Raw genomic sequence first — 24,199 nt, 5'->3', positions numbered from 1 at the left:
TTACTGAAATGGCAAAATTAACTAAAAAGCAAAAAGAAGCTTTAAGCAAAGTAGAGAAAGGTAGAATCTATAACCTTGAAGAAGGTGCAGCTCTTGTAAAAGAAGTAAACACTACGAAGTTTGATGCTTCTGTAGATATCGCTGTAAGATTAGGAGTAGACCCAAGAAAAGCAAACCAAATGGTAAGAGGGGTAGTATCTCTTCCTCATGGAACTGGTAAAGACGTTAAAGTTTTAGCGCTTGTTACACCAGATAAGGAAGCTGAAGCTAAAGAAGCTGGAGCTGACTATGTAGGTCTTGACGAATATTTACAAAAAATAAAAGAAGGTTGGACAGATGTTGACGTTATCGTTACTATGCCAGCTGTTATGGGTAAATTAGGTCCATTAGGTAGAGTATTAGGACCAAGAGGTCTAATGCCAAACCCTAAATCAGGAACTGTAACCATGGAAATTGGTAAAGCAGTAACTGAAGTAAAGGCAGGTAAAATTGATTTCAAAGTAGATAAATACGGGATCATCCACGCAGGTATTGGTAAAGTATCTTTCGATGCTGATAAAATCAAAGAAAATGCTCAGGAACTTATCTCGACATTGATCAAAATGAAACCAACTGCTGCTAAAGGTACTTATGTGAAGAGTATTTATTTATCTTCTACCATGAGCCCAGGTATTGCAATTGATAGTAAATCTGTTAACTAATAATAATCCTTAAGACAATGACAAAAGACCAAAAAGTTGTAGCAATACAAGAGATCAAAGACTTGCTTCAGGATGCGAAAGTAGTTTATGTAGCAGATCTAGACGGTTTGAACGCTGCTAAATCTTCTGATTTCAGAAGACAGGCTTTCAAGCAGAATATCAAAGTAAAAGTAGTGAAAAATACACTTTTACAAAAAGCAATGGAGCAAATGGAAGGAGTAGATTACTCTGAAATGTTTGAAACGTTCAAAGGAAATTCAGCATTGATGATTTCTGATACGGCAAACGCTCCTGCAAAATTAATTCAAGGGTTCAGAAAGAAAGAAGATAAGCCAGCTTTAAAGTCTGCTTACCTTCAGGAAACTTTCTACGTTGGAGACGAAAACTTATCTGCACTTGCCAACATCAAGTCTAGAGAAGAAATGATCGGAGAAATCATCGGATTACTTCAATCTCCAATTCAAAGAGTTGTTTCTGCTCTTCAAAACAAATCTGAAACAGTAGAAGCTAAAGCGGAAGAAGCTGCTGCACCTGCTGTAGAAGAAACTCCTGCTGAGGCGGCTCCAGAAGCTCCTGCTGCAGAAAGCACGGAAGAAACTCCAAGTGCTGAATAATTACTCTCAAAAAATTAAATAAATAATCAACAAAAACATTACAACAATGTCAGATTTAAAAAATTTAGCTGAAACGCTAGTAAACCTTACTGTAAAAGACGTAAACGAATTGGCTACTATCCTTAAGGATGAGTACGGAATTGAGCCAGCTGCTGCTGCTGTAGTAGTTGCTGCAGGTGGTGGAGAAGCTGCTGAAGAAAAGACTGAATTCGACGTAATTCTTAAGTCTGCAGGTGCTTCTAAATTAGCTATCGTTAAATTGGTAAAAGATTTAACTGGTGCTGGTCTTAAAGAAGCTAAAGATATCGTAGACGGAGCTCCTGCTGCAATTAAGCAAGGAATCTCTAAAGACGAAGCTGAAGCTCTTAAGAAGCAATTAGAAGAAGCTGGTGCTGAAGTAGAATTGAAATAATTCAATTTACTATAAAATAAGAAGCCCGGACAGTAATGTCCGGGCTTTTTTGTTGTGTTATATTGTGGATATGGAAATATTTCACAATCGTATTTAAATATGGGTGGTAAATACAGTTTCATATTTGATTATAATTGTTAATTTTATACTTATTGATATTTTTTAATGTTTATTATTTGTTAAATAGTTTATTTAAATAAATATTTTACATTAAAATATTGTTTTATTTGAAAAATAACTATATTTGTATCGAAAAAAACACACACAATTTGAAACGAAGTTACTTTATTTTCTACGGCTCTGCTGTAGCATATTGTATCAGTATGCTGGCTGTATTGCAGGTTGGAAACCTTAATATTACATCTTCAACAGTACGGAACTATACTGTCCAAAAATGTTATTCAGGAATAAGTGATTCCCGATACATGGCAAGCAGCTCTGAAGAACATTCTGGATATGGTCAACCTGTAATTAATTATTTTTTATCAGAACCAAGCACTAGTAGGGAATGGCACAAAAATGTGTTGACCTTTGAAAATGAGCATCTTTATGAAGCGGCTAATTTCACATCCAGTCATTTTGCTGCACTTCATTATTCTCACGAAAGGATCGTCTCCTTTATAGAATCAGATCAGTTGTATCCTACATACTTAACCCCTTTATTGACTGGTGTACTAATTGCAGAATACCAAAAAACCAACAAGAATCCTGCTATAGATTCTAAAAGTACAAGAGGCTTTAATAATATCATTGAGTTTCCTGACAAATTATCTTAAGCATACCCTGTAGACCAATATCCCATTTATTCTCTTTAACCGGAAAACCCCAAATTTTCTCCTTCTTATACAGGTGTGAAAGGATCTCTGTACTTATACATAAAAAAATAAAACACACAAAAAGACAAAATTCACTAAAAATGAAAAACAAATTATTTACGATCGCAGCAATGTCTCTCTATTTTGGAGTAAGCGCACAAGTGGGAATTAATACAAATCAACCACAGGCAACCCTTGATGTGGTAGGGTTTCCTTTAAACACAGGCAAATTAGACGGTATTATTGCGCCCAGGCTTGTAGTGAGCCAGTTGGGTGCTAAAACCTATACTACTGCTCAAACTGGAGCTTTGGTTTACGTAACGGTTATTGATACTGTTCCTTCCAATCCTCAGACGGCCAGTGTCACGGCCCCTGGTTATTATTATTTCGACGGAGCAGTATGGCAAAAACAGACCGGGACAGAATGGCAGGTTAAAGGAAATGCAGCAGGTGAAATTTCTACATCAGCGGAAACTTTAGGAGTTGCTCCGGTTTCTGGTAATTATCTGGGACCTAAAGGATCTGCGGATCTTGTTATGATCAGTGCTAACAAAGTTCATGCAGTTCTTAATACTGCAGGGGGACTTTCAGGAGGCGGTGAAAATGCTTCCAATCTTTCATGGGGAAGTTCGAATACGGTCAATAGCACTTCAAATAATATAGCTCTTGGAAGAGGAAATACCGCGACGGCTTCAGCGGCTAATTTTCCCGGAATCGCAATAGGTTCAGGAAATACTGCCACCGCAGGGGGACAAGTATTTGGTGCAGGAAATTCAGCCGTATCTTCGAATAATTTTGCTTTTGGAGGTTTTAATAAAACCGGAAACTCCGTAGCTGTTGCGGTAGGTTATTCCAATGATGCTTCAAATGGTGGTTTTGCATTTGGTGCCAACAATAATGTGACCTTAAATAATTTTGCTTTTGGAAGCAATAATACGGTAAGTGGGACAGGTTCTGTTGCCATTGGAATTAACGGTACCTCAGTGGCTGCCCAATCAACCTACGCCAATACTTCTCACGTATTTTCAGGACAAGGGAATGTAGGAACAGTGATTACAGATGTTGGGATCAATGTCACGCCTAGCTCAACCAATTATGCAGATCTTGAAATAAGTAAGGCTCTTCAGATAAAAGCTTCTGCTGCAAGACCAACGTGCGATTCAAGTAATGCAGGATCAATACTTTATGAAGTGACCACTACACTGGGAGTAACCAGTGGTACTTTTATCGGTTGTAGACAGACTGGTAATGCTGTGTACGGATGGCAAAATCTATAATCAATAAACACAAACCTTAACAAAAAATAAAACAAGAAATGACAAAAAAATTATTCGAAAAATTAGCGTCAGTATTTCTGGTGTTGCTCATATCAGCATCAGCATTTGCGCAAAAGGGCTATGAACCTATTCGGGGAATGGGGGTAGAAGCAAAGCCCGTTAACAATTCAGGAATCTGTCTGGCTTGTTACAGTGGGAGCATGAATCCTGTTGTGGATGCAAACCTTGATAACAGCGTAAGCATGGGGAATTTTGCTTCCCTGTTGAGTGGAAATGGTATTTCAGTAAAAAATACAAACACCACTTATCCGGCAGGATACATCACAGGATTTAATGTGGATCTTGGAACAAGCTTTATTACAGTAGACCTGTTGAGTTCACTAAGAATCAGTACCTATAAAAATGGTGTGCTTCAGGAGACAACAACCAGCAGTACCTTATTATCTGTACCTGCATTTGGAGGAAGTAAAAACAGAATTTTTCTACATTTAAAAACAACAAAAGAATTCAATGAAGTAAGGTTGTATCAGACCAATGTTCTGTCTGTCTTCAGTGCAATGAATGTCTATTATGCGTTCGCATTTGATCCGGCTAAAGTTCCTGTTGATAATAATGGAATTTGTGATGACATCATTGCGGGAAGCGGTGTGGATGGAAATGTGTCGGGAAGCAGTAGCTTCATAGCCCCGCTTTCTTTTGTTCAAAACAGAGAAAGAATAGGAGATGGAGATAAAAACTCTTATGGATCTATTGTGCTGCCTGTTGGGCTTCTTGGCTCTTATTCAGTGGGCGTTTTAGATAAAAATCAGGTATATCCTGCAGGAAACAAAGCTGGTTTTGTCATCTCTCCTAGTGATGAAGGAAAGCTTATAAGTGCAGAATTCCTGAAAAATATTACCATAGAAACTTATTTATATGGTCAGTTACAGGACTCAAGAACATTGTTAGATGGAGGAGGATTAATCAATATTAAAGTATTAGGTTTTGGTTCAGGGAAGCAAAAGGTTACCCTTACCTCTTCCAAGCCTTTTAATGAAGTGCGTTTAAAAGTGACACAAACCTTAGGAGTTAATCTGGGAACTCTAAAAGTATACTATGCATTTGAAGAGCCTGCATCTTGTGACTGTAATGATAAAATTCAGACAAGCGGTTCTGCCATTACCGGTAACTTGGTAACGGGAACTAGCTGGACTTCAGGCCCAGGGTTCCTTGGTCTTATTTTAGCAAAAATGACAAACCCGTCAGCTATTGTAGATACCAATACCTCTAATTATGCTACTGCTACTCTTCCTGTAGCTTCATTCCTGAGTCTTTTCTCTTCTTATGTCACCGTAGGGACTAATACTGTACTTCCTGCCAATACCTATGCAGGATTCACTTTGGAAAAAGCAGCGAACCTGATTGGAGTAAGTGTACTTGAGAATATCTCAGTGACGTTTTATAATAACAATACCGTAACGGATGTTTTTACAAGTACAGGAAGCTTGATCAGTGGTAATTTCTTTACTACAGATTCTAACAAATTTTATGTGGGAGGTAAGGCGACAAAACCTTTCAACCGTATCAAGGTTACTTTCTATAGCGGTACAGGAGTACGTATTCCACAGAATTACTATATTTTTAATGCATTTGCAAGCAGAGATGATGATAATGATGGAGTTCCCAACTGTTTTGATCAATGTTCAAATGGTAATGACAGCATTGACCTCAATGGAAACGGTATTCCGGATTGTGCAGAAGGATGTACTGCTGTGAACGATAAATCTCCTACATTAGATACAGATGGTGATGGTATTAAAGATGCTTGTGATCTTGATTCTGACAATGATGGAATTCCGGATGCTCTGGAAGATCTTGATGAGAATGGAAAATTTGAAGATGATGATACAGAAGGAGTTTTCGGACCTGTACAAGTCCTGGGAGATGGAATTTCTGCATATCTGGATTTAGATTCTGATAATGATGGTATTTTAGATTTATTTGAATCTGGTATTCCTGCATCAGTGATCAGTCAGATTGATACAGACCGTAACGGTATTATAGATGGCAATATTGCGGTAGGAAATAACGGTATTGCCGATATCTTGGAAACGTCTCCGGATTCAGGAATATTAAGATACCCTCTTAAAAATACAGATGGTGATGATAAGCCTGATTTTATTGATTTAAATTCAAATGGAGCTGATTATGATCTTTATGCTATTGGTAAAGATAATCTTGATGATTTCGGAGTAGGATTTATTTCCAGAATTAATGATCTTGATAAAGATGGTATTCAGGCTGTAGTAGATACAGATCTTGTGAGAAGAGGAGCACCGAATTCTCCACTTTCACCTTATGCGTCTCTGTTGAAAAGTGGTCAGGCATCAGCTAAAGCAATCGTTGATTCTGATCTTACTGAAAAGGCTAATGATATCAAAGTATATCCTAATCCTGTAAAATCAGGGGAAAACCTTAATGTGAAGTCTGAAGAAGCGGGTACTTACAGCGTATTCTCTGCTCAGGGGCAGCTGATCAGATCTGATAAATTCTCGGGTAATACTGAAATTAACACGGCTTCACTGCCGGCAGGGATCTATGTTGTGAAAGTAGAAACTAAGTCAACAGTGAAATCTTATAAGATTATTGTAAAATAATTTTTCAGATACTATAAAATCAATGGTCGCCCTTATAGGCGGCCATTTTTTTGTTTAAATAGTTTAACAATCTCAAAATGAGAGGTTTTATTTGTCTATGTGTGGAAATTTTTGTAATTTTGTCCCTCTTTTGGCGCGAATAATTGTACATAAACCTATAAAATATTGTAAATCAGCTCTTTCATACAAATGGTGAAAGAGGTTTCTTGTGTATAGGTATAGCGGCTATTCAGCCTCAAAAGTTAATAAGAATATTTTGCATTACGCTGTGAAAAGATATACCAGCGTTGCAGTTAGAAGCTAGATCAAAGATTTTTTAGAATAAAGAACAAAGAATAAAGACTGATAATTGCGCCAAAATTTTCTCACTTATTCTTTCTCATTTATCTTTTCTCTTTTTGCCTTCTTCTGATATTTTTTAATGAATCAAAATATTTTTTAACCCTTTCTTAAAAGTTTTATGAGTAAAACAACAGCAACTACAAGGGGGAATCAGAGAATTAACTTCTCATCAGCGAAAGGAAAAATTATCACTCCTGACTTCCTGGATATCCAGTTAGAGTCTTTCAGAGATTTTTTCCAGCTTGATACCCTTCCAGAAGACAGAACAGACGAAGGTTTATACAGAACCTTCCAGGAAAACTTCCCAATTACCGATTCCAGAAATCAGTTTGTATTGGAATTCCTTGATTATCTGGTAGATTCTCCACGTTATTCAATTAACGAGTGTGTGGAAAGAGGATTGACGTATTCAGTTCCTCTTAAAGCAAGACTTAAATTGTATTGTACAGACCCTGAGCACGAAGATTTCCAAACGGTGGTTCAGGATGTGTATTTAGGCCCGGTTCCTTATATGACGCCTAGTGGATCTTTCATCATCAATGGTGCTGAGAGAGTTATCGTTACGCAGCTTCACCGTTCACCTGGTGTATTCTTCGGACAAACGTACCACGCTAACGGAACTAAACTGTACTATTCAAGAATTATCCCTTTCAAAGGATCTTGGATGGAATTTACAACCGATATCAACAGCGTAATGTACGCGTATATCGACCGTAAGAAAAAATTACCATTAACTACCTTGCTAAGAGCGATCGGTTATGAATCTGATAAGGATATCCTTCAGATCTTCGACCTTGCTGAAGAAGTGAAAGTTTCTAAAGCGGCTCTTAAGAAAGTAGAAGGAAGAACATTGGCTGCGAGAGTATTGAACACTTGGTTCGAAGATTTCGTAGACGAAGATACAGGAGAAGTAGTTTCTATTGAAAGAAATGAAATCATCCTGGACAGAGAAACTATTCTTGAAAAAGAACATTTAGATCTTATTCTTGATGCTGGAGTGAAATCTATCCTGATTCACAAAGAAAACAGCAATGAATTCTCTATCATCCAGAATACATTACAGAAAGACCCTACGAACTCTGAAAAAGAAGCAGTAGAGTATATCTATCGTCAGTTAAGAAATGCAGATCCACCCGATGAGGAAACGGCAAGAGGAATCATTGAAAAATTATTCTTCTCTGAGCAAAGATATTCACTTGGTGAAGTAGGACGTTACAGACTAAACAAAAAGTTAGGTCTTAATATCCCTACAACCACTGAGGTTCTTACCAAAGAAGATATCATTGCCATCGTAAGACACTTGATCGAATTGGTAAACTCTAAAGCAGAGGTTGATGATATTGACCACTTGTCTAACAGAAGAATCAAGACCGTTGGAGAGCAGTTGGCAGGACAGTTCGGTGTAGGTCTTTCAAGAATTGCAAGAACGATCAAGGAAAGAATGAACGTTAGAGATAACGAAATATTTACTCCGCTTGATCTTGTTAATGCTAAAACTTTAACATCTGTAATTAACTCGTTCTTCGGTACCAACCAGCTTTCTCAGTTCATGGACCAGACCAACCCACTTTCAGAGATCACGCACAAGCGTAGACTTTCTGCACTAGGGCCTGGTGGTTTATCAAGAGAAAGAGCAGGTTTCGAGGTTCGTGACGTTCACCATACCCACTACGGAAGAATTTGTCCGATTGAAACTCCGGAAGGACCAAACATTGGTTTGATTTCATCTCTGGGGATCTATGCTAAAATTAACAGCTTAGGTTTCATCGAAACTCCATATAGAAAAGTAGAAAACAGCACAGTAAATCTTAATGCTGATCCTATTTATCTGAATGCAGAAGATGAAGAAGATAAAGTAATTGCTCAGGCCAACGTTGAATTAACGGATGGTGGAGAATTCTTAACAGACAGAATTATTGCAAGACTGGATGGTGACTATCCGGTAGTGGAGCCTTCTCAGGTAAACCTTATCGACGTTGCACCAAACCAGATCTCCGGTATCTCAGCTTCATTGATTCCATTCCTGGAACATGATGATGCGAACCGTGCATTGATGGGATCCAACATGATGCGTCAGGCCGTTCCTCTATTGAAGCCACAAGCTCCAATCGTGGGTACAGGTCTGGAACAGCAGGTGGCTAAAGATTCAAGAATCTTGATCAATGCTGAAGGAAGAGGAACTGTTGAGTATGTAGATGCTGATCAGATTACCATTAAATATGAAAGAAGCGATGACGAAGATTTAGTACAATTCGAGTCCGCTACGAAAACATATAAATTAACCAAGTTCAGAAAAACCAACCAGAGTACAACCATTACCCTTAGACCAAACGTAAGAGTAGGTGAAACAGTGGAAAAAGGACAGGTACTTTGCGACGGTTATGCTACCGAAAACGGAGAATTAGCGCTTGGTAGAAACTTGGTAGTAGCCTTCATGCCTTGGAAAGGATACAACTTTGAGGATGCCATCGTAATCAACGAAAAAGTTGTACGTGAAGACTGGTTTACTTCAATCCATGTAGACGAGTACTCTCTGGAAGTTCGTGATACCAAATTAGGGATGGAAGAATTAACAGCAGATATTCCTAACGTTTCTGAAGAAGCGACTAAAGATCTTGACGAGAACGGGATGATCAGAATTGGTGCTGAAGTGAAGCCTGGAGACATTATGATCGGTAAGATCACTCCAAAAGGTGAATCTGACCCAACTCCTGAAGAAAAACTTCTTAGAGCCATCTTTGGTGACAAAGCTGGTGATGTAAAGGATGCTTCATTGAAAGCAGACTCTTCATTAAGAGGGGTTGTGATCAACAAAAAATTGTTCTCCAGAAATATTAAAGACAAAAAGAAGAGAACTGAAGAAAAACTTAAACTTGAAGAAATTGAAAACACTTACAAGGCTAAGTTTGATGAGTTAAGAAACACTTTAATTGAAAAATTAAATACACTGGTAGGAGGTAAAACTTCTCAGGGAGTTACCAACGACCTTGATGAGGAAATCATCGGTAAAGGTGTGAAATTCACTCACAAATTATTGACTTCAGTTGAAGATTACGTTAACGTAAGCGGTGCAGACTGGACGGTAGATAACGATAAGAATGAATTGGTTAAACAATTAATTCACAACTATAAAATCAAGTTCAACGATATCCAGGGAGTTAAAAACCGTGAGAAATTCGCAATTTCTATCGGAGATGAGCTTCCAGCTGGAATCATGAAGTTGGCTAAAGTATATATCGCTAAGAAACGTAAGTTGAATGTAGGAGATAAAATGGCAGGACGTCACGGTAACAAAGGTATCGTTTCAAGAATCGTTCGTGAAGAAGATATGCCATTCCTTGAAGACGGAACACCAGTAGATATCGTATTGAATCCACTAGGGGTACCTTCTCGTATGAACATCGGTCAGATTTATGAAACAGTTCTTGGATGGGCTGGTCAGAAATTAGGAATGACGTTCGCTACACCAATCTTTGATGGAGCAACTCTTGATCAGATTACGGAGTACACAGAGAAAGCAGGTCTTCCTAAATTCGGTAACACTCACCTTTATGACGGGGGTACCGGAGAAAGATTTACTCAGCCGGCTACTGTAGGGATTATCTACATGCTGAAACTGGGACACATGGTTGATGACAAGATGCACGCACGTTCTATCGGTCCTTACTCATTGATTACTCAGCAGCCGCTAGGAGGTAAAGCTCAGTTCGGAGGTCAGAGATTCGGAGAGATGGAGGTTTGGGCTCTTGAAGCATTTGGAGCTTCCAACATCTTGAGAGAAATCTTAACGGTGAAGTCTGATGACGTGATTGGTAGAGCAAAAACTTATGAAGCTATTGCAAAAGGTGAATCGATGCCTGAACCAGGTATTCCGGAATCATTCAATGTATTACTTCACGAGTTACAAGGTCTTGGATTAGACGTAAGATTAGAAGAGTAAGATATCAGATGTCAGACACAAGATGTCAGACTATGACACTCTAAGAATTTTATAATCCTTGAATTTGGAATGATGATTTCGTCTGAAATCTGAAATCTGAAATCTAAAATCTAAAAAAAATTATGTCAAATAAAAATAAATCAAGTAGATTTAATAAAATAACCATCGGTTTAGCTTCACCAGAATCGATTCTTCAGGAATCAAGAGGAGAAGTTTTAAAGCCGGAAACCATTAACTACAGAACGCACAAACCTGAAAGAGACGGGTTGTTCTGCGAAAAGATCTTTGGTCCTGTAAAGGATTACGAATGTGCTTGTGGTAAATACAAGAGAATTCGTTACAAAGGGATCGTTTGTGACCGTTGTGGAGTAGAAGTTACAGAGAAAAAAGTCAGAAGAGAGAGAATCGGACACATCAACCTTGTTGTGCCTATCGCTCACATCTGGTATTTCCGTTCTTTACCAAACAAAATCGGTTACCTTTTAGGAATTCCTTCTAAGAAATTAGACATGATCATCTACTACGAAAGATATGTAGTGATTCAGCAGGGGATTGCTAAAAAATTAGATGGTTCTGATTTCGATAACATGGAGTTCCTTACAGAAGAAGAGTACCTTGACATCATGGACACTCTTCCTGCGGAAAACCAGTATCTTGATGATTCTGATCCAAACAAATTCATCGCCAGAATGGGGGCTGAAGCTGTTGAAGATCTTCTAAAAAGAATCAACCTTGATGCATTGTCTTTCGACTTGAGACACAAAGCTCACAACGAAGGTTCCAAGCAAAGAAGAACTGAAGCTCTTAAAAGATTGAACGTTGTAGAAGCATTAAGAGGTGCTAATACAAGAATGATCAACAGACCGGAGTGGATGATTATGCGTGTACTTCCTGTAATACCACCAGAACTAAGACCATTGGTTCCATTGGATGGAGGACGTTTCGCTACTTCTGACTTAAATGACCTTTACAGAAGAGTTATTATCAGAAACAACCGTCTGAAAAGACTATTGGAGATCAAAGCTCCGGAAGTAATCTTGAGAAACGAGAAGCGTATGCTTCAGGAATCAGTAGATTCATTATTCGATAATACAAGAAAATCTTCTGCTGTAAAATCTGAATCCAACAGACCATTGAAATCACTTTCAGATTCATTGAAAGGTAAACAAGGTCGTTTCCGTCAGAACTTACTAGGGAAAAGGGTTGACTACTCTGCACGTTCCGTAATTGTTGTAGGGCCAAACTTACAGCTTCACGAATGTGGTATTCCTAAAGATATGGCAGCAGAACTTTACAAACCGTTTATCATCAGAAAACTGATTGAAAGAGGAATTGTAAAAACTGTGAAATCTGCAAAGAGAATCATCGACAGAAAAGAGCCTGTAGTATATGATATCCTTGAAAACGTGATGAAAGGTCACCCTGTTCTACTAAACAGAGCACCTACCCTTCACAGACTGGGGATCCAGGCATTCCAGCCTAAGATGATCGAAGGTAAAGCAATTCAACTTCACCCGTTGGTAACAACAGCATTCAACGCCGATTTCGATGGTGACCAGATGGCAGTACACTTACCATTAGGTCCTGAAGCGATCCTTGAAGCTCAGTTATTGATGCTAGGTTCTCAAAACATCTTGAACCCGGCAAACGGTTCTCCAATCACGGTACCTTCTCAGGACATGGTTCTTGGTCTTTATTTCATGACCAAAGAATTAAGCTCTACAGAAGATATGAAAGTGAAAGGTGAAGGCCTTGCATTCTATTCTCCTGAAGAAGCCGAAATCGCTTATGCTGAAGGTAGAGTTTCATTGAATGCTAAAGTAAGATGTAGACTACCGGTTAAAGAAAACGGAGAGATTTCAACAAAATTGATCGAAACTTCTTTAGGTAGAATTCTATTCAACCAGATTGTACCAAAACAATCAGGATACGTTAATGAACTATTGACGAAGAAATCACTGAGAAACATTATTGGTAGAGTTTTAGCTGATACGGATTTCCCTACAACAGTGAAGTTCCTGGATGCCATGAAAGACTTAGGATATTCAAACGCATTCAAAGGAGGTCTTTCATTCTCATTAGGTGACATCGTAGTACCTGTTGAGAAGAAAAAGATGATTGCTACGTCAATTGAAACAGTAGACGAAATTAGAGCCAACTATAACATGGGTCTGATTACCGATACAGAACGTTATAACCAGGTAATCGACGTTTGGACCAATACCAACGCCGGATTAACTGAAATGATTATGGGTAGAATGAAAACCGATCAAGGTGGATTCAACTCTGTATATATGATGCTTGATTCTGGTGCGAGGGGTTCTAAGGAACAGATCCGTCAGTTATCAGGGATGAGAGGTTTGATGGCAAAACCGCAAAAAGCAGGTTCTACCGGTGCGGAAATTATCGAAAACCCGATTCTTGCAAACTTTAAAGAAGGTCTTTCGATCCTTGAATACTTTATCTCTACTCACGGTGCCCGTAAAGGTCTTGCAGATACCGCTCTTAAAACAGCCGATGCTGGTTACCTTACCAGAAGACTGGTAGACGTTGCTCAGGACGTTATCGTTACTGAAGACGACTGTGGTACCCTAAGAGGTACTGAAGTAACTGCCCTTAAGAAAAATGACGAGATCGTTGAAAAGATCTCTGAAAGAATCTTAGGTAGAGTTTCTCTTCATAACATCTATGATCCGGAATCAGATGAGTTAATCGCTGAAGCAGATCAGGTAATTAATGAAGCATTAGCCAAGAGAATCGAAGCTGCAGGATTAGAATTTGTTGAAGTACGTTCTCCACTTACTTGTGAAACTAAAAAAGGAATCTGTGCTAAATGTTATGGTAGAAACCTGGCAACCGGTAAGATGATCCACATGGGTGAAGCAGTAGGGGTTATTGGAGCACAATCTATTGGGGAACCTGGTACTCAGCTTACGTTGAGAACTTTCCACCAAGGGGGGGTATCCACGAACGTTTCAGAAAACCCATCTATTGTTGCAAGAAGAGACGGTATCGTAGAATTGGACGAAGTAAGAACCATTACTTCTGAAGATGAAAACGGTAATACCGCGGAAGTAGTCGTTTCACGTACAACAGAATTTAGATTGGTTACCGATAACGAACAAAGAACACCAATGATGATTGCTAACGTACCTTACGGTTCTCAGTTGGTCGTGAAGTCTGGTGATAAAGTGAAGAAAGGTGATCTGATTGCAAAATGGGATCCGTACAACGCGGTAATTATTGCTGAAACTGCTGGTAAAGTAGAATACGAGGATATTATCCAGGGTATTTCATTCCAGCTTGAAATAGATGAACAAACAGGATTCGAAGAGAAAGTAATCTCTGAATCCAGAAATAAGAAAGCCGTACCTACCTTGAAGGTGGTAGATTCTAAAGGAGTTGAACAGAAAGGGTACAACTTACCGGTAGGAGCCCACTTAATGGTAAACGATGGTGAAAAAATTAAGGCTGGTAAAGTCTTGATCAAGATCCCAAGAAAATCTGCAAAAGCAGGGGATATCACCGGAGGTCTTCCGAGAGTTACCGAATTATTCGAAGCGAGAAACCCTTCAAACCCAGCGGTTGTTACTGAAATCGACGGGGTAGTTTCTTACGGAAAAATTAAGAGAGGTAACCGTGAACTTATCGTTGAAGCAAAAACTGGGGAAAGAAAAATTTATTTAGTTAAATTATCTAACCAGATCTTGGTTCAGGAGAATGACTTCGTAAGAGCTGGTTCGCCACTTTCTGACGGTTCAATTACTCCGGACGATATCTTAAGAATTAAAGGTCCAACAGCTGTTCAGGAATATCTGGTTAATGAAATTCAGGAAGTTTACCGTCTTCAGGGGGTAAAAATCGACGATAAGCACTTCGAAATCATCGTAAGACAGATGATGACCAAAGTATCTATCGTAGATGGAGGAGATACTCAGTTCCTTGAAGGTGCATTAGAGCATAAATTCGACTTCCTGGAAGAAAACAACAGAGTATTCGGACTTAAAGTGGTAACTGAAGCTGGTGATTCTAAAGAATTCAAACCAGGTCAGATGATTACTGCAAGAGAATTAAGAGACGAAAACTCTAAATTGAAGCGTGAAGATCAAGCTTTAGTTGAAGTAAGAGAAGCTTTACCTGCTACAGCAACGCCTGTACTTCAAGGGATTACAAGAGCAGCTCTTCAAACTAAATCATTCATGTCTGCAGCATCATTCCAGGAAACGACTAAAGTTCTGAACGAAGCAGCAGTAGCTGGTAAAGTAGACTTCTTAAGTGGTCTTAAAGAAAATGTAATTGTAGGACACAGAATCCCTGCAGGTACAGGTCTTAAAGAATACCAGAATGTAATTGTAGGTTCTAGAAAAGAATTCGAAGACCTTAACTAAAATTAATGATTTGAAATTTGAGGTTTGGATTTATTTTTATATTTTCACAATCTCAAATTTCGAATTTTAAAAACATATTTTATAACAATGGACAACAATCAAAATCCACAAGACGGAAACATCAACATCGAATTAAACGAAATGGTAGCTGCTGGAGTATATGCTAACTTAGCATTGGTAAACCACTCTCCATCTGAGTTTGTAGTAGATTTCATCCAGTTAATGCCGGGTGTTCAGCAAGCTAAAGTAAGATCAAGAATCATTCTTGCTCCACTTCACGCTAAAAGAGTATTATCTGCTCTTCAACAGAACATTGCTAACTACGAGCAGCAGTTCGGAGAAATCAAAGAAGTTGAGCCTTTCGTATTAGGAGGAAACAACGTACAAGCATAAGATTTTTCTTACAATACATAAGAATGCCCCGGTTTTGCCGGGGCATTTTTTGTTTTATCCCTAATTTTAACTTATCTATTCAATCGTCCCAAAACGAGAGATAAAAAAGAAGGATCATGACAAAAATATATATTATCTTTTTTTATTGAATATTTTAAATGTAAAATATCAATAGTGTTTAAAATATTCTGATTAATGAATCGATTGTTAAATTTTCAACAGTGATAATGAAAGAATGTTGTTTTTATAACATTTGAATACTTCAATTTTATATATTTGTCTTGAAAATGATATGGCAGATATGATTAATAATCAATTTATTCTTGAGAAATTCAGTTTCTTGGGTGAGGACTTCTTAAATGAAATGCACGCAAGTGCAGTTATTACTGATATAAAAGCAAAAACAGAAATTATCAGGGAAGGACAGAAAAATAAGTATGTTCCTTTTTTGATCAAAGGTTCAATCAAGGTGTTTACCCTGAATGATGGAAGAGAATTGATCTATTATTATATAAAGCCTAATGACAGCTGTCTGATGACTTTTTCATCGATATTTACAGATTATACAAGCAGAGTATACGCTGTGGCCGAAGAAGAGTCTGAAGTGATCCTGATTCCTGTTTCCGTGATTCATGAGTGGCTGATCCGCTTTCCCGAAATCAATAAAGTTTTTTATCATGAATACGACAAACGATTTTCAGATGTCATGAATATGGTCAATGATGCCGTATTCCACAGACTTGATAAAAGAGTTCTGAACTACATCAAACAACAGATTTCAGCGACAGGAAACAATCCACTGAAGATTACCCACCGTGAAATAGCCAGTAATTTGGGTACTTCCAGAGAGGTAGTGAGCAGAGTGCTGAAGAAAATAGAAAATGAAGGCGAAATTTTCCAGACTAAAGAAGGAATCAAAATTCCTGTCAATGAGAATGTTAGATCAATCTAATAAATGATGTTTGAATGTTTTTATATTATTAATTGATAAAAACAATTTGTTCGGTGACTTTTATCACACACTTTTGAATTTATAACTCAATAAGTTTGTCATATCATAATTTAATTCAAAATGTATATGACAAAAACTCTCTTATTTTTGTCGGTATTGGCTTCAGGTCTTGTCTCAGCACAGGAAGATCTGCTAAAAGATATTGACACACTCAAAACAGATACAGAAATTTCTCAGCCAGCCTTTAAAGCGCTGCAAATTGTCACCGGACAGTCCACAAAGCTTTCTGCTAAAAACGAATGGTACATTGTGGTGGCTCACCGTTTTGGGGATATAAGTACCGGATTCAAAAACTTTTTCGGCCTTGATGATGCGTCTACAAAACTGGGAGTTATCTATGGTCTTACAGACGCCGTATCAGTGAGTCTTTCCAGAGAAACGAATATGAAAACATTCGAGGGCGCGGTCAAGTATAAACTGGTAAAGCAAACTGAAAACTTTCCGGCAGATATTGTAGGCTATAACGTCATGGCTTTAAATACAGATCTCGATAAAGACAACTATCCTTATCTTAAATTCGGTGACCGGCTGGCTTATCTTACTCAGGCTTTAATTTCAAGACGTTTCAATGATAAGTTTTCGTTACAGCTGACACCTTCTTTCATTCATAAAAATTTGTATGATCCGGCCATTGAAGATAAAAATCAATTCCTGGCAGGATTAGGAGGCCGTTATAAAATTTCCAAAAGAATTTCTCTCAACGCAGAGTATTTTGTGAATTTTGACAATCACAGTTTTTATAAAAATCCCTTGTCTTTAGGGATGGATATAGAAACCGGGGGACACGTGTTCCAGCTCTTATTCTCCAATTCCCAGATCAATTCAGATATCGGCTATCTCTCCAATGCAGTAGGGAAGTGGGGAAAAGGACAGATATTCTTTGGGTTTAACCTTTACAGAGTTTTTTAAAATGAAGAAAATACTATACTTATTGTCATCAGCTGCTTTATTAACTGCTTGTGACAGCAGAACCTATGAGGAAATATCTGACAATACTCCCATTACAGCCCCTGTGAGATACACTGAGGTGAAAGCTATTATAGACAATAGTTGCATCAACTGTCATTCTGCAGGGAGTTTCAAACCACTAGCTACCTACACGGATGTTAAGAATAATATAGATGGAATTATCGACAGGATACAAAGACCTAACGGAGATCCTGGTAAAATGCCGCAGGGTGGTTCCTTATCTCAGACTCAGATCAATACCTTCATCAAATGGAAAGCTGATGGGCTTACCGAAAATTAAAAAATATTGGATATGAAAAAATTAATATTCTTGAACGCTGTTCTGTTTTTTGCAGGCTTTGTTTCAGCGCAGAAATACAGCTCCCAGAAAGGAAATGTAACCTTCGAGGCATCTCTGCCTCTGTTTGAAGATGTGTATGCAAAGGATGATAATAATATAGTCGTTCTGAATGCGGACAATGGAGAAATAGCCTCGGTCTCGGCGGTGAAAAATTTTCATTTTAAAACCAAATTAATGGAGGAGCATTTCAATGAAAGCTATGCCGAAACGGCAAAATACCCTAAAACAATCTTTAAAGGAAAAGTGGTTAATTTTGACAAAACAAAACTTACTGCTTCCCCACAGAAATACAACGTTCAGGGAACCCTGAATTTTCACGGGGTAGATAAAGCTGTTTCTTCTGTAGCGACTATTTATGCCAAGGATGGAAAAATCTATATGCAAGGCGGTTTTGTAGCAAGACCTGCAGATCATAACGTCACGATCCCCAAAATGGTAAGCAAGAAGGTGGCCGAAAATGTGAATGTACAATACAATTACGTAATGGCAAAACCATGAAAAACATTATCATTATCCTAAGTATTTTCCTTGGTTTTTCTGCGATCTCAGCGCAGGAAAAAGCCAAATCAATATTTGATATTGCCAGAACAGGAACAGTAGATGAAGTGAAACATCTTATGAAACAGGATCCGGATATTATCAATACAACCAACGAGAGTGGTTTTTCGCCGCTCATTCTGGCGTGCTACAGAGGAAATACCGAAGTTGCGAAATTTTTGATGGATCATGTGAAAGACATCAATTATAAAAGCCAGGAAGGGACTGCATTGGCAGGACTTTCTGTAAAATATAATAAAGATCTGACCGCTTATTTATTAAGTAAAAATGCCGACCCGAATATTGCAGATTCTACCGGATCTACGCCTCTCTTCTGGGCGGTAAAGTTTGGAAACAAAGAGCTGATAGAATTGCTGCTTCAACACAAAGCAGATCAATCTAAAAAAGATTCAATGGGAATGACACCTTTTGAATATGCATTACAGACCAATAATAAAGAAATCATCAACCTCTTAAAAAATTAAAATGAAAAAAGTTCTACTAGTACTTAGTGTAGCCCTTGCCAATCTGGTATGGGCACAGTTTTCGACAGGAACGGTCAATTTATCGGCCGGTATGACTATAAAAATTAATACCAATCCTACTACAGTTACCATGACGCTTACAGGACCGGATACATCCTATTTAGGAGTAGGTTTTGGAGGTAACGGGACAAGCGGAGGAATGGTAACAGGAGTCGACGGATTTATTTATAATTCAAACTCGACATCCAATACCAATATTGATTATACTTTTGCAGGAATAGGACAAACTCCTAATGCAGATGCTGCACAGGACTGGACGATTACCTCAAATACGACGAGTGGAGGAACCCGCACCATTGTGGCCACAAGATCCCTTGCAGGAGGAAATGGAGATACTGTTTTTACAAATAATACCAACGCCATCAATATTTTCTTTGCTAAAGGATCTTCTACAGCTTTGGCTTATCATGGCGGAGGAACGTCCAACAGAGGATATGCTGTGTTAACAAGAGCAGTACTGGGCACAAGCGAGGCCATTGCTGAAAGTAAGAAAGTAATTCTATATCCGAATCCGGCTACAGACAGGGTACAATTTAAAAATGCAGATAAAATCAAATCTGTTGATGTATATGAATCGACGGGAAGAAAAGTTAGATCTTTGGAACTTAATGGTGACGCTATCACTGTTTCCGATTTGAAACCGGGAAGTTATTATCTGGAGATTACTTTAAAAGATGGCAGTTTGACTTATGAAAAACTGATTAAAGAATAAGTAAATAATCTGAAACGAAAAAATCTCTTACGATGTGAGAGATTTTTTTTGTGGAAAATTTAGAAATGATTTGACTTTCAGCTTTGTCAGAATTTCAAATCGTTCTTTTATTCTATGCAAACAGTTTTTTCCATTTGGCAATCGTATTTCTGCTAATTCTGAATTGATGGGCTATCTCCTGATTGTTGAGTTGATGCATTTTTTGATAGTCGATTATTTTTTTTATACTTACTTCATCATAAGATCTCAGTCTCTGATTGAAAGCCAGTATCTCTTTTTTTTGATAGTTGAAAATCAAATTGTTGAGGTTGATCAGTTCCAGAGAATTTTTTATTTCTTTGGCCAGTAAAGGGATAAGTTCTTTTCTTCTGTGAGGAAATTTTCTGTCAATGAGATCAAGATAAATTTTATTATAATTAGGATGTGTCATTTTTTTTAAAATTTATTTTAATATTCTGTATTGGAATCGGTATGTTTTGCAACCCACTTGTACAAAGTAGTTTTAGGTATTCTGTATTCGGTAATAATTTCTTGTTTGGTTTTTTGTCCGGTATTGATAAGCTCTAAAATAAAATCGATAATTTCTTTGGTATAGATGTGTTTCCTAAAGGCAGGTAAACGATTGATTATATCCTTTTTGGAAGGATCATTTTTTGTAGGAGAAGAATACAATATCAGATGCTGCGAATACAGTCTGAAAAAGTCATATTCCAATAATTTGCTCCATCTTAATAATTGATGGCTGTCTATACTCTCTGCTTGGTACATCAACTGTATTTCCTTATCGGTTGCATTTAAAAAATTACCGATCCTATCTTGTGGGATCTGCAGATCCTCAACCCTTGCCTGAAGGTATTTTCCGATATGAATATGCTTGAAATTTTCATTATTATTCTGCTTCATAGAAAATTACATTAATTAATAGTTAAGTAAAATTTAGTGACGGCCTTCATCTTTGAAAAAATGAATGGTCCCAATCATTATTTTTTGAATCTGTTATTCTGAATTGTATCATACAAGGCAATGTATCCTGGATGTTCAGTATGCATAATCCTGTCCCAAAACCTGAAATACAGTCCATAATTTCCATGAAACTTGCTGTGGTGAAGATTATGGTATACGGAAGTATTGAGAATGCCAAATAAAAAAGAGTTTCTGAACCATTGAGGAGCAATTTCGTACCCCAGATGTCCATATGCATTAATGATAAATGAAAATAACAGGTACGTATAAAGAGAAAAAGGATGAAGTGGAATGATGAATAATAATAAAGGAATAATCAGGCCTTCACCCACAGCTTCGATCATGTGAAAGGAATAGGAGCTAAAGGGATTCGGGTTGTTGGATTTATGGTGGACAAGATGTACATGCCTGAATATTTTTTTATGATGCAGTAAACGATGGAGCCAGTAAAAATAGGTGTCGTGAATAAACATTCCGATAGGGATACTTGCTATCAACCAAAGAATGGAATACTCCGAAACAGTATGATATAGTAAGGTAGAATTGACAATGGGAGTGTTGACAATGAGGACAACAAGAAATGTCATGATGATGGAAGATACTAAAGAATGATAAATTTCCCTTCTAATATCGTTTCCGGAAATAGATTTATCCTGTATTTTGGCGGAAGCTAGTGATTTTTTATAGATAATATGGAATATCAGATAAAAAGCGCTGGAGATAAGAATATATTTAAGCATGTCAATCAAGCTAAAACTGAAAAAATTCTCTAGTAAGGCCATAATTTTGTGTTTTTTGTTATAGAGTTGTTTTCTTTAATTCATCATGTATCACTTGGCTATTAGTGCTTTAATAAAAAGGAAATACCCTCCTGAATCTTATTTAGTCTATGAAAATTGCTTAAGAAACAGAAAGGTATTTATATAAGGAATTTGTGTTTTATATTTTAAAACCAGAGATTCTTTACAGAATCTCTGATGAATAACTGAAAATTATTTTACCCAATATTGAATAATTCTACCTTCGTAATTACCGGATCTCAAATTCAAATTATGAGGTCTCCAGTTGGCCCATCCTGCATTACAGAAGCTTGCTCCTCCGAAATCATCCGTACTGTTTGAACATGTACCGATATGGTGATTGAGCTGTGTTTCTGAGTTCATGTACAATCCAAACATATCATTGACATAATATTTATTGAAAGTATAAGTTTGTCCTGTAGGATAAGTATACGTCAAATTATTGGCGGCTGTATTATTTCCTGCATATCCATTACCTCCATAGATCCCTGTAAAGAAATTAGCAGCGCTATACAATCCCGGAATATTGGCAATAAAATCACCACCATTCAGTTTATAGAGAGTATTTCCTGTAACAGGTTTGCCAAAATCAAAGCCAAACAATTTACCTGCAGTAGTGTTGCCAAAGCTGCTGTAGTTCGATGTAGCAAGGTTTCCGTCAGTAACGACTGCATTCATGTAATTGATTTTTGACCAATTATCATTCACTGGAGATACGGTGGTACTTTCTACCTCGGCTAATGTAGTCCCTGTATGTCCTTTTTCTTTGATAGAAAAACGGTATTCTTTAGCACCTGCACCACTGCTTCCTATATTATTTACCGTGGCAGAAGATAGTGCAAAGGCATATTCATTGAATATTCCGGTTTCTGTGGTGACAGGATTTCTTACCGTTTGTGTAGCCCATGATTCATTCTGTGTTCTTTCTACCACCAAGATCTGTCTCTCAGAAAGAGATTTAATCAGGGTCCATCCTCCGTTGAACATATCACAGTAGGTTTTAAATTTGTTACCGCTGGCATCTTTTACCCAGTAATAGCCATCTGTTGTTTTTCCATCATTGTATATCTCCAGACATCGGTTGGCAGGATTGGCAAAAGTACCTGTAGTAGTACTGAAAGGCACAGAGAATGTACATGTTTGAGGATTAGCCCCGTTGGTCGTGAAAGTATAAGTATACGTTCCTGCGCTAGTTGGTGTTCCTACTCCATGCAGTGTAATGCTTGTACTGCTGCTGTTTACGGACTCTGTGGTGGTGAAACTTACACCATTATTGGTAGAAGTGTTAATGCTTACTGTACCGGCAGTATCTACGTTAGAAAGAGAAATTGTAACCGTATTGGTATCGTAGACCAGTTGTATTCCCTTGCTGTACGTACCATTAACTACAGCACCGATACAATTAATACCATAGCTTACCTGCGAACCTAAAACACTTACTGTTTTGGAGGTACATGCAGTATCCGTTACCCCGTCATACACAAATGAAAGAGTATTCGTTTGAGGGCCTACACTTGGCGTACCGGAGCCATCTAAAGTAATGCTGAAAGTACCCGTGTTAGGAAATACTCCCGACTTTTCGAAATAATACCCATTCGTGGTTTTTGCAATAATATTGTAAGTACCTACCTTGGTTACTGTAATAGGCATCGTGATATAATTACTTGCGTTTAATGATGTTCCTTGTGTATAGGTACCGAATACTTTAATGTTGGTACAGTCTGTAGTATACACCGCTTTTTGGTAAGTACCACATAAGCTGAGCCATGTTGCATTGGTTGACTGGTAGTAGTTGTAGCATTTTTCATCGGTATTGTAGATTGTAAGACCGTCTTCCGTGGATACTGCACCAATAGCATCTCTTTCAGTGGTGGTTAATCGCGGAATTAGAACACCGGTGTTATTGCTTTTGGAGACAACATCCAAAGCAGACTTGGGATTGGGTGAAGTGGTATTGATACCAACCTGACTGAACATTCTTGCTGAAATACATAGGAGCAAAAATATATTGAATATTTTATTTTTCATCTTAATAAGGTTTAATTTTTTTTAATGAAGAACACTATTATGCTCTTCTTCTATTGTTTTTTTTATCTACTGAAAAGATTCTTTTGGGGGAGGCCTGATACTTAATATGATCATTTTACTATTCTCAATGGGAGCATGATTATAGCTGGAAGGCAATAGCTTCTCTGAAAAAAATAATTTTTGAATGATCGTATAGAAAGCTTCAATGTCTGGTATGTAGTGTTGAGGTAAGACGATACATTGAGTTTTTTGATGTGAAATAGCCTGTAATTCTTTATTTGAATCATTATTGCTAATTATATCATCATAATAGTTTATTTTTTTAATTTGTGTTTTTTGCTTAGCCTTAGCCGGAACTCTTTTTTTTTGAACCAAAAATTTGGATCTTGACTTTATATTTTTCTTTTTTATGACAGAAAACTTCGCGTTATGAATGAGTTCTTTCCCATAAACAGATGTTTCTTCGGAAATATAGATTTGTCCGGTTTCTGTTTTTTTTTCTATCTTTTTGTTAAGTGTTGAATCCCCCCTTTCACGGGCATTCCCAACAAGGGATATGAACAGCATAAAGCTGAATAATATTCCTCTATGGTTAATGTGTGTATTCAATTTATGAGGGGTTAGCTAATTATTTTTTTTCATTTTACAAAATTACCTACATTAGCAAATCAAAATAATTGAACATAAGTTGATTTTGAATATATATTCAAATAATGTATTGTTTTGTTAATCAATTGTTTAGGTAAAACAAAATTGAAAAATAACTATTTGATAG

The 24,199-nt window shown here is 37.5% G+C and carries 20 protein-coding genes; 15 read left to right on the top strand and 5 right to left on the bottom strand.

Features of this window, described 5'->3' with window-relative positions:
- The first annotated feature begins 8 nt into the window (after window positions 1-8).
- The 15 genes from rplA to BW964_RS16235 all read left to right on the top strand — a co-directional run bounded on the left by rplA (window position 9) and on the right by BW964_RS16235 (window position 19,633).
- Window positions 9-701 (top strand): 50S ribosomal protein L1, encoded by a 693-nt coding sequence (rplA, locus tag BW964_RS16305; RefSeq protein ID WP_073329701.1) that lies wholly within the window; start codon window positions 9-11, stop codon window positions 699-701.
- A 17-nt stretch (window positions 702-718) separates the two neighbouring features.
- Entirely contained in the window at window positions 719-1,315 is a 597-nt protein-coding gene (gene rplJ / locus BW964_RS16300) for a 50S ribosomal protein L10 (protein ID WP_076508745.1), read from the top strand.
- 46 nt (window positions 1,316-1,361) lie between these two features.
- Window positions 1,362-1,727 carry a 50S ribosomal protein L7/L12 gene (gene rplL / locus BW964_RS16295; protein ID WP_034749652.1) on the top strand — a complete coding sequence of 122 codons (366 nt, stop codon included), beginning with the start codon at window positions 1,362-1,364 and terminating at the stop codon, window positions 1,725-1,727.
- Between the two features lie 269 nt (window positions 1,728-1,996).
- Window positions 1,997-2,503 carry a hypothetical protein gene (locus tag BW964_RS16290; protein ID WP_123911992.1) on the top strand — a complete coding sequence of 169 codons (507 nt, stop codon included), beginning with the start codon at window positions 1,997-1,999 and terminating at the stop codon, window positions 2,501-2,503.
- Between the two features lie 140 nt (window positions 2,504-2,643).
- Window positions 2,644-3,819 carry a hypothetical protein gene (locus tag BW964_RS16285; RefSeq protein WP_076508742.1) on the top strand — a complete coding sequence of 392 codons (1,176 nt, stop codon included), beginning with the start codon at window positions 2,644-2,646 and terminating at the stop codon, window positions 3,817-3,819.
- Window positions 3,820-3,857: 38 nt separating this feature from the next.
- Window positions 3,858-6,455: a T9SS type A sorting domain-containing protein gene (locus tag BW964_RS16280; protein ID WP_084175941.1), complete on the top strand. Its 2,598-nt coding sequence runs from the start codon at window positions 3,858-3,860 to the stop codon at window positions 6,453-6,455.
- 460 nt (window positions 6,456-6,915) lie between these two features.
- A complete protein-coding gene (gene rpoB, locus BW964_RS16275; RefSeq protein WP_073329716.1) occupies window positions 6,916-10,737 on the top strand; it encodes a DNA-directed RNA polymerase subunit beta in 3,822 nt (1,273 codons plus the stop codon).
- A gap of 122 nt (window positions 10,738-10,859) precedes the next feature.
- Entirely contained in the window at window positions 10,860-15,125 is a 4,266-nt protein-coding gene (rpoC, locus tag BW964_RS16270) for a DNA-directed RNA polymerase subunit beta' (RefSeq protein WP_076508738.1), read from the top strand.
- Between the two features lie 87 nt (window positions 15,126-15,212).
- Window positions 15,213-15,518 carry a DUF3467 domain-containing protein gene (locus BW964_RS16265; protein WP_034723398.1) on the top strand — a complete coding sequence of 102 codons (306 nt, stop codon included), beginning with the start codon at window positions 15,213-15,215 and terminating at the stop codon, window positions 15,516-15,518.
- 292 nt (window positions 15,519-15,810) lie between these two features.
- A complete protein-coding gene (locus BW964_RS16260; protein ID WP_228437936.1) occupies window positions 15,811-16,470 on the top strand; it encodes a Crp/Fnr family transcriptional regulator in 660 nt (219 codons plus the stop codon).
- A gap of 126 nt (window positions 16,471-16,596) precedes the next feature.
- Window positions 16,597-17,439: a DUF5777 family beta-barrel protein gene (locus tag BW964_RS16255; protein ID WP_076508736.1), complete on the top strand. Its 843-nt coding sequence runs from the start codon at window positions 16,597-16,599 to the stop codon at window positions 17,437-17,439.
- A gap of 1 nt (window position 17,440) precedes the next feature.
- On the top strand, window positions 17,441-17,779 hold the full coding sequence (locus BW964_RS16250; protein WP_076508734.1) for a lipoprotein: 339 nt from the start codon (window positions 17,441-17,443) through the stop codon (window positions 17,777-17,779).
- Window positions 17,780-17,791: 12 nt separating this feature from the next.
- Window positions 17,792-18,337 (top strand): YceI family protein, encoded by a 546-nt coding sequence (locus BW964_RS16245; protein WP_076508732.1) that lies wholly within the window; start codon window positions 17,792-17,794, stop codon window positions 18,335-18,337.
- Window positions 18,334-18,861 carry an ankyrin repeat domain-containing protein gene (locus BW964_RS16240; protein ID WP_076508730.1) on the top strand — a complete coding sequence of 176 codons (528 nt, stop codon included), beginning with the start codon at window positions 18,334-18,336 and terminating at the stop codon, window positions 18,859-18,861. Before BW964_RS16245 ends, BW964_RS16240 begins: the two co-directional genes overlap by 4 nt.
- Window position 18,862: 1 nt before the next feature.
- Window positions 18,863-19,633 (top strand): T9SS type A sorting domain-containing protein, encoded by a 771-nt coding sequence (locus tag BW964_RS16235; protein ID WP_076508728.1) that lies wholly within the window; start codon window positions 18,863-18,865, stop codon window positions 19,631-19,633.
- Window positions 19,634-19,745: 112 nt separating this feature from the next.
- Here the strand turns inward: BW964_RS16235 and BW964_RS16230 are convergent, their stop codons facing one another.
- The 5 genes from BW964_RS16230 to BW964_RS16210 all read right to left on the bottom strand — a co-directional run bounded on the left by BW964_RS16230 (window position 19,746) and on the right by BW964_RS16210 (window position 24,033).
- Entirely contained in the window at window positions 19,746-20,063 is a 318-nt protein-coding gene (locus BW964_RS16230; protein ID WP_076508726.1) for a hypothetical protein, read from the bottom strand.
- A gap of 17 nt (window positions 20,064-20,080) precedes the next feature.
- Window positions 20,081-20,536 carry a transposase gene (locus BW964_RS16225; RefSeq protein WP_076508724.1) on the bottom strand — a complete coding sequence of 152 codons (456 nt, stop codon included), beginning with the start codon at window positions 20,534-20,536 and terminating at the stop codon, window positions 20,081-20,083.
- Window positions 20,537-20,613: 77 nt separating this feature from the next.
- On the bottom strand, window positions 20,614-21,378 hold the full coding sequence (locus BW964_RS16220; RefSeq protein WP_076508722.1) for a sterol desaturase family protein: 765 nt from the start codon (window positions 21,376-21,378) through the stop codon (window positions 20,614-20,616).
- 210 nt (window positions 21,379-21,588) lie between these two features.
- Window positions 21,589-23,424, bottom strand: a complete 1,836-nt coding sequence (locus BW964_RS16215) for a fibrinogen-like YCDxxxxGGGW domain-containing protein (protein WP_123911993.1) — start codon at window positions 23,422-23,424, stop codon at window positions 21,589-21,591.
- Window positions 23,425-23,490: 66 nt separating this feature from the next.
- Window positions 23,491-24,033, bottom strand: coding sequence for a hypothetical protein (locus BW964_RS16210; RefSeq protein WP_123911994.1), 543 nt, complete (start codon window positions 24,031-24,033; stop codon window positions 23,491-23,493).
- Window positions 24,034-24,199 lie beyond the last annotated feature (166 nt).

Origin of the sequence: Chryseobacterium shigense (genome assembly GCF_900156575.1) — a bacterium.
Classification (GTDB): Bacteria; Bacteroidota; Bacteroidia; order Flavobacteriales; family Weeksellaceae; genus Chryseobacterium; species Chryseobacterium shigense.
Note: the sequence above shows the minus strand (reverse complement) of the source record. Positions and strands in the feature narration are given on the sequence as shown.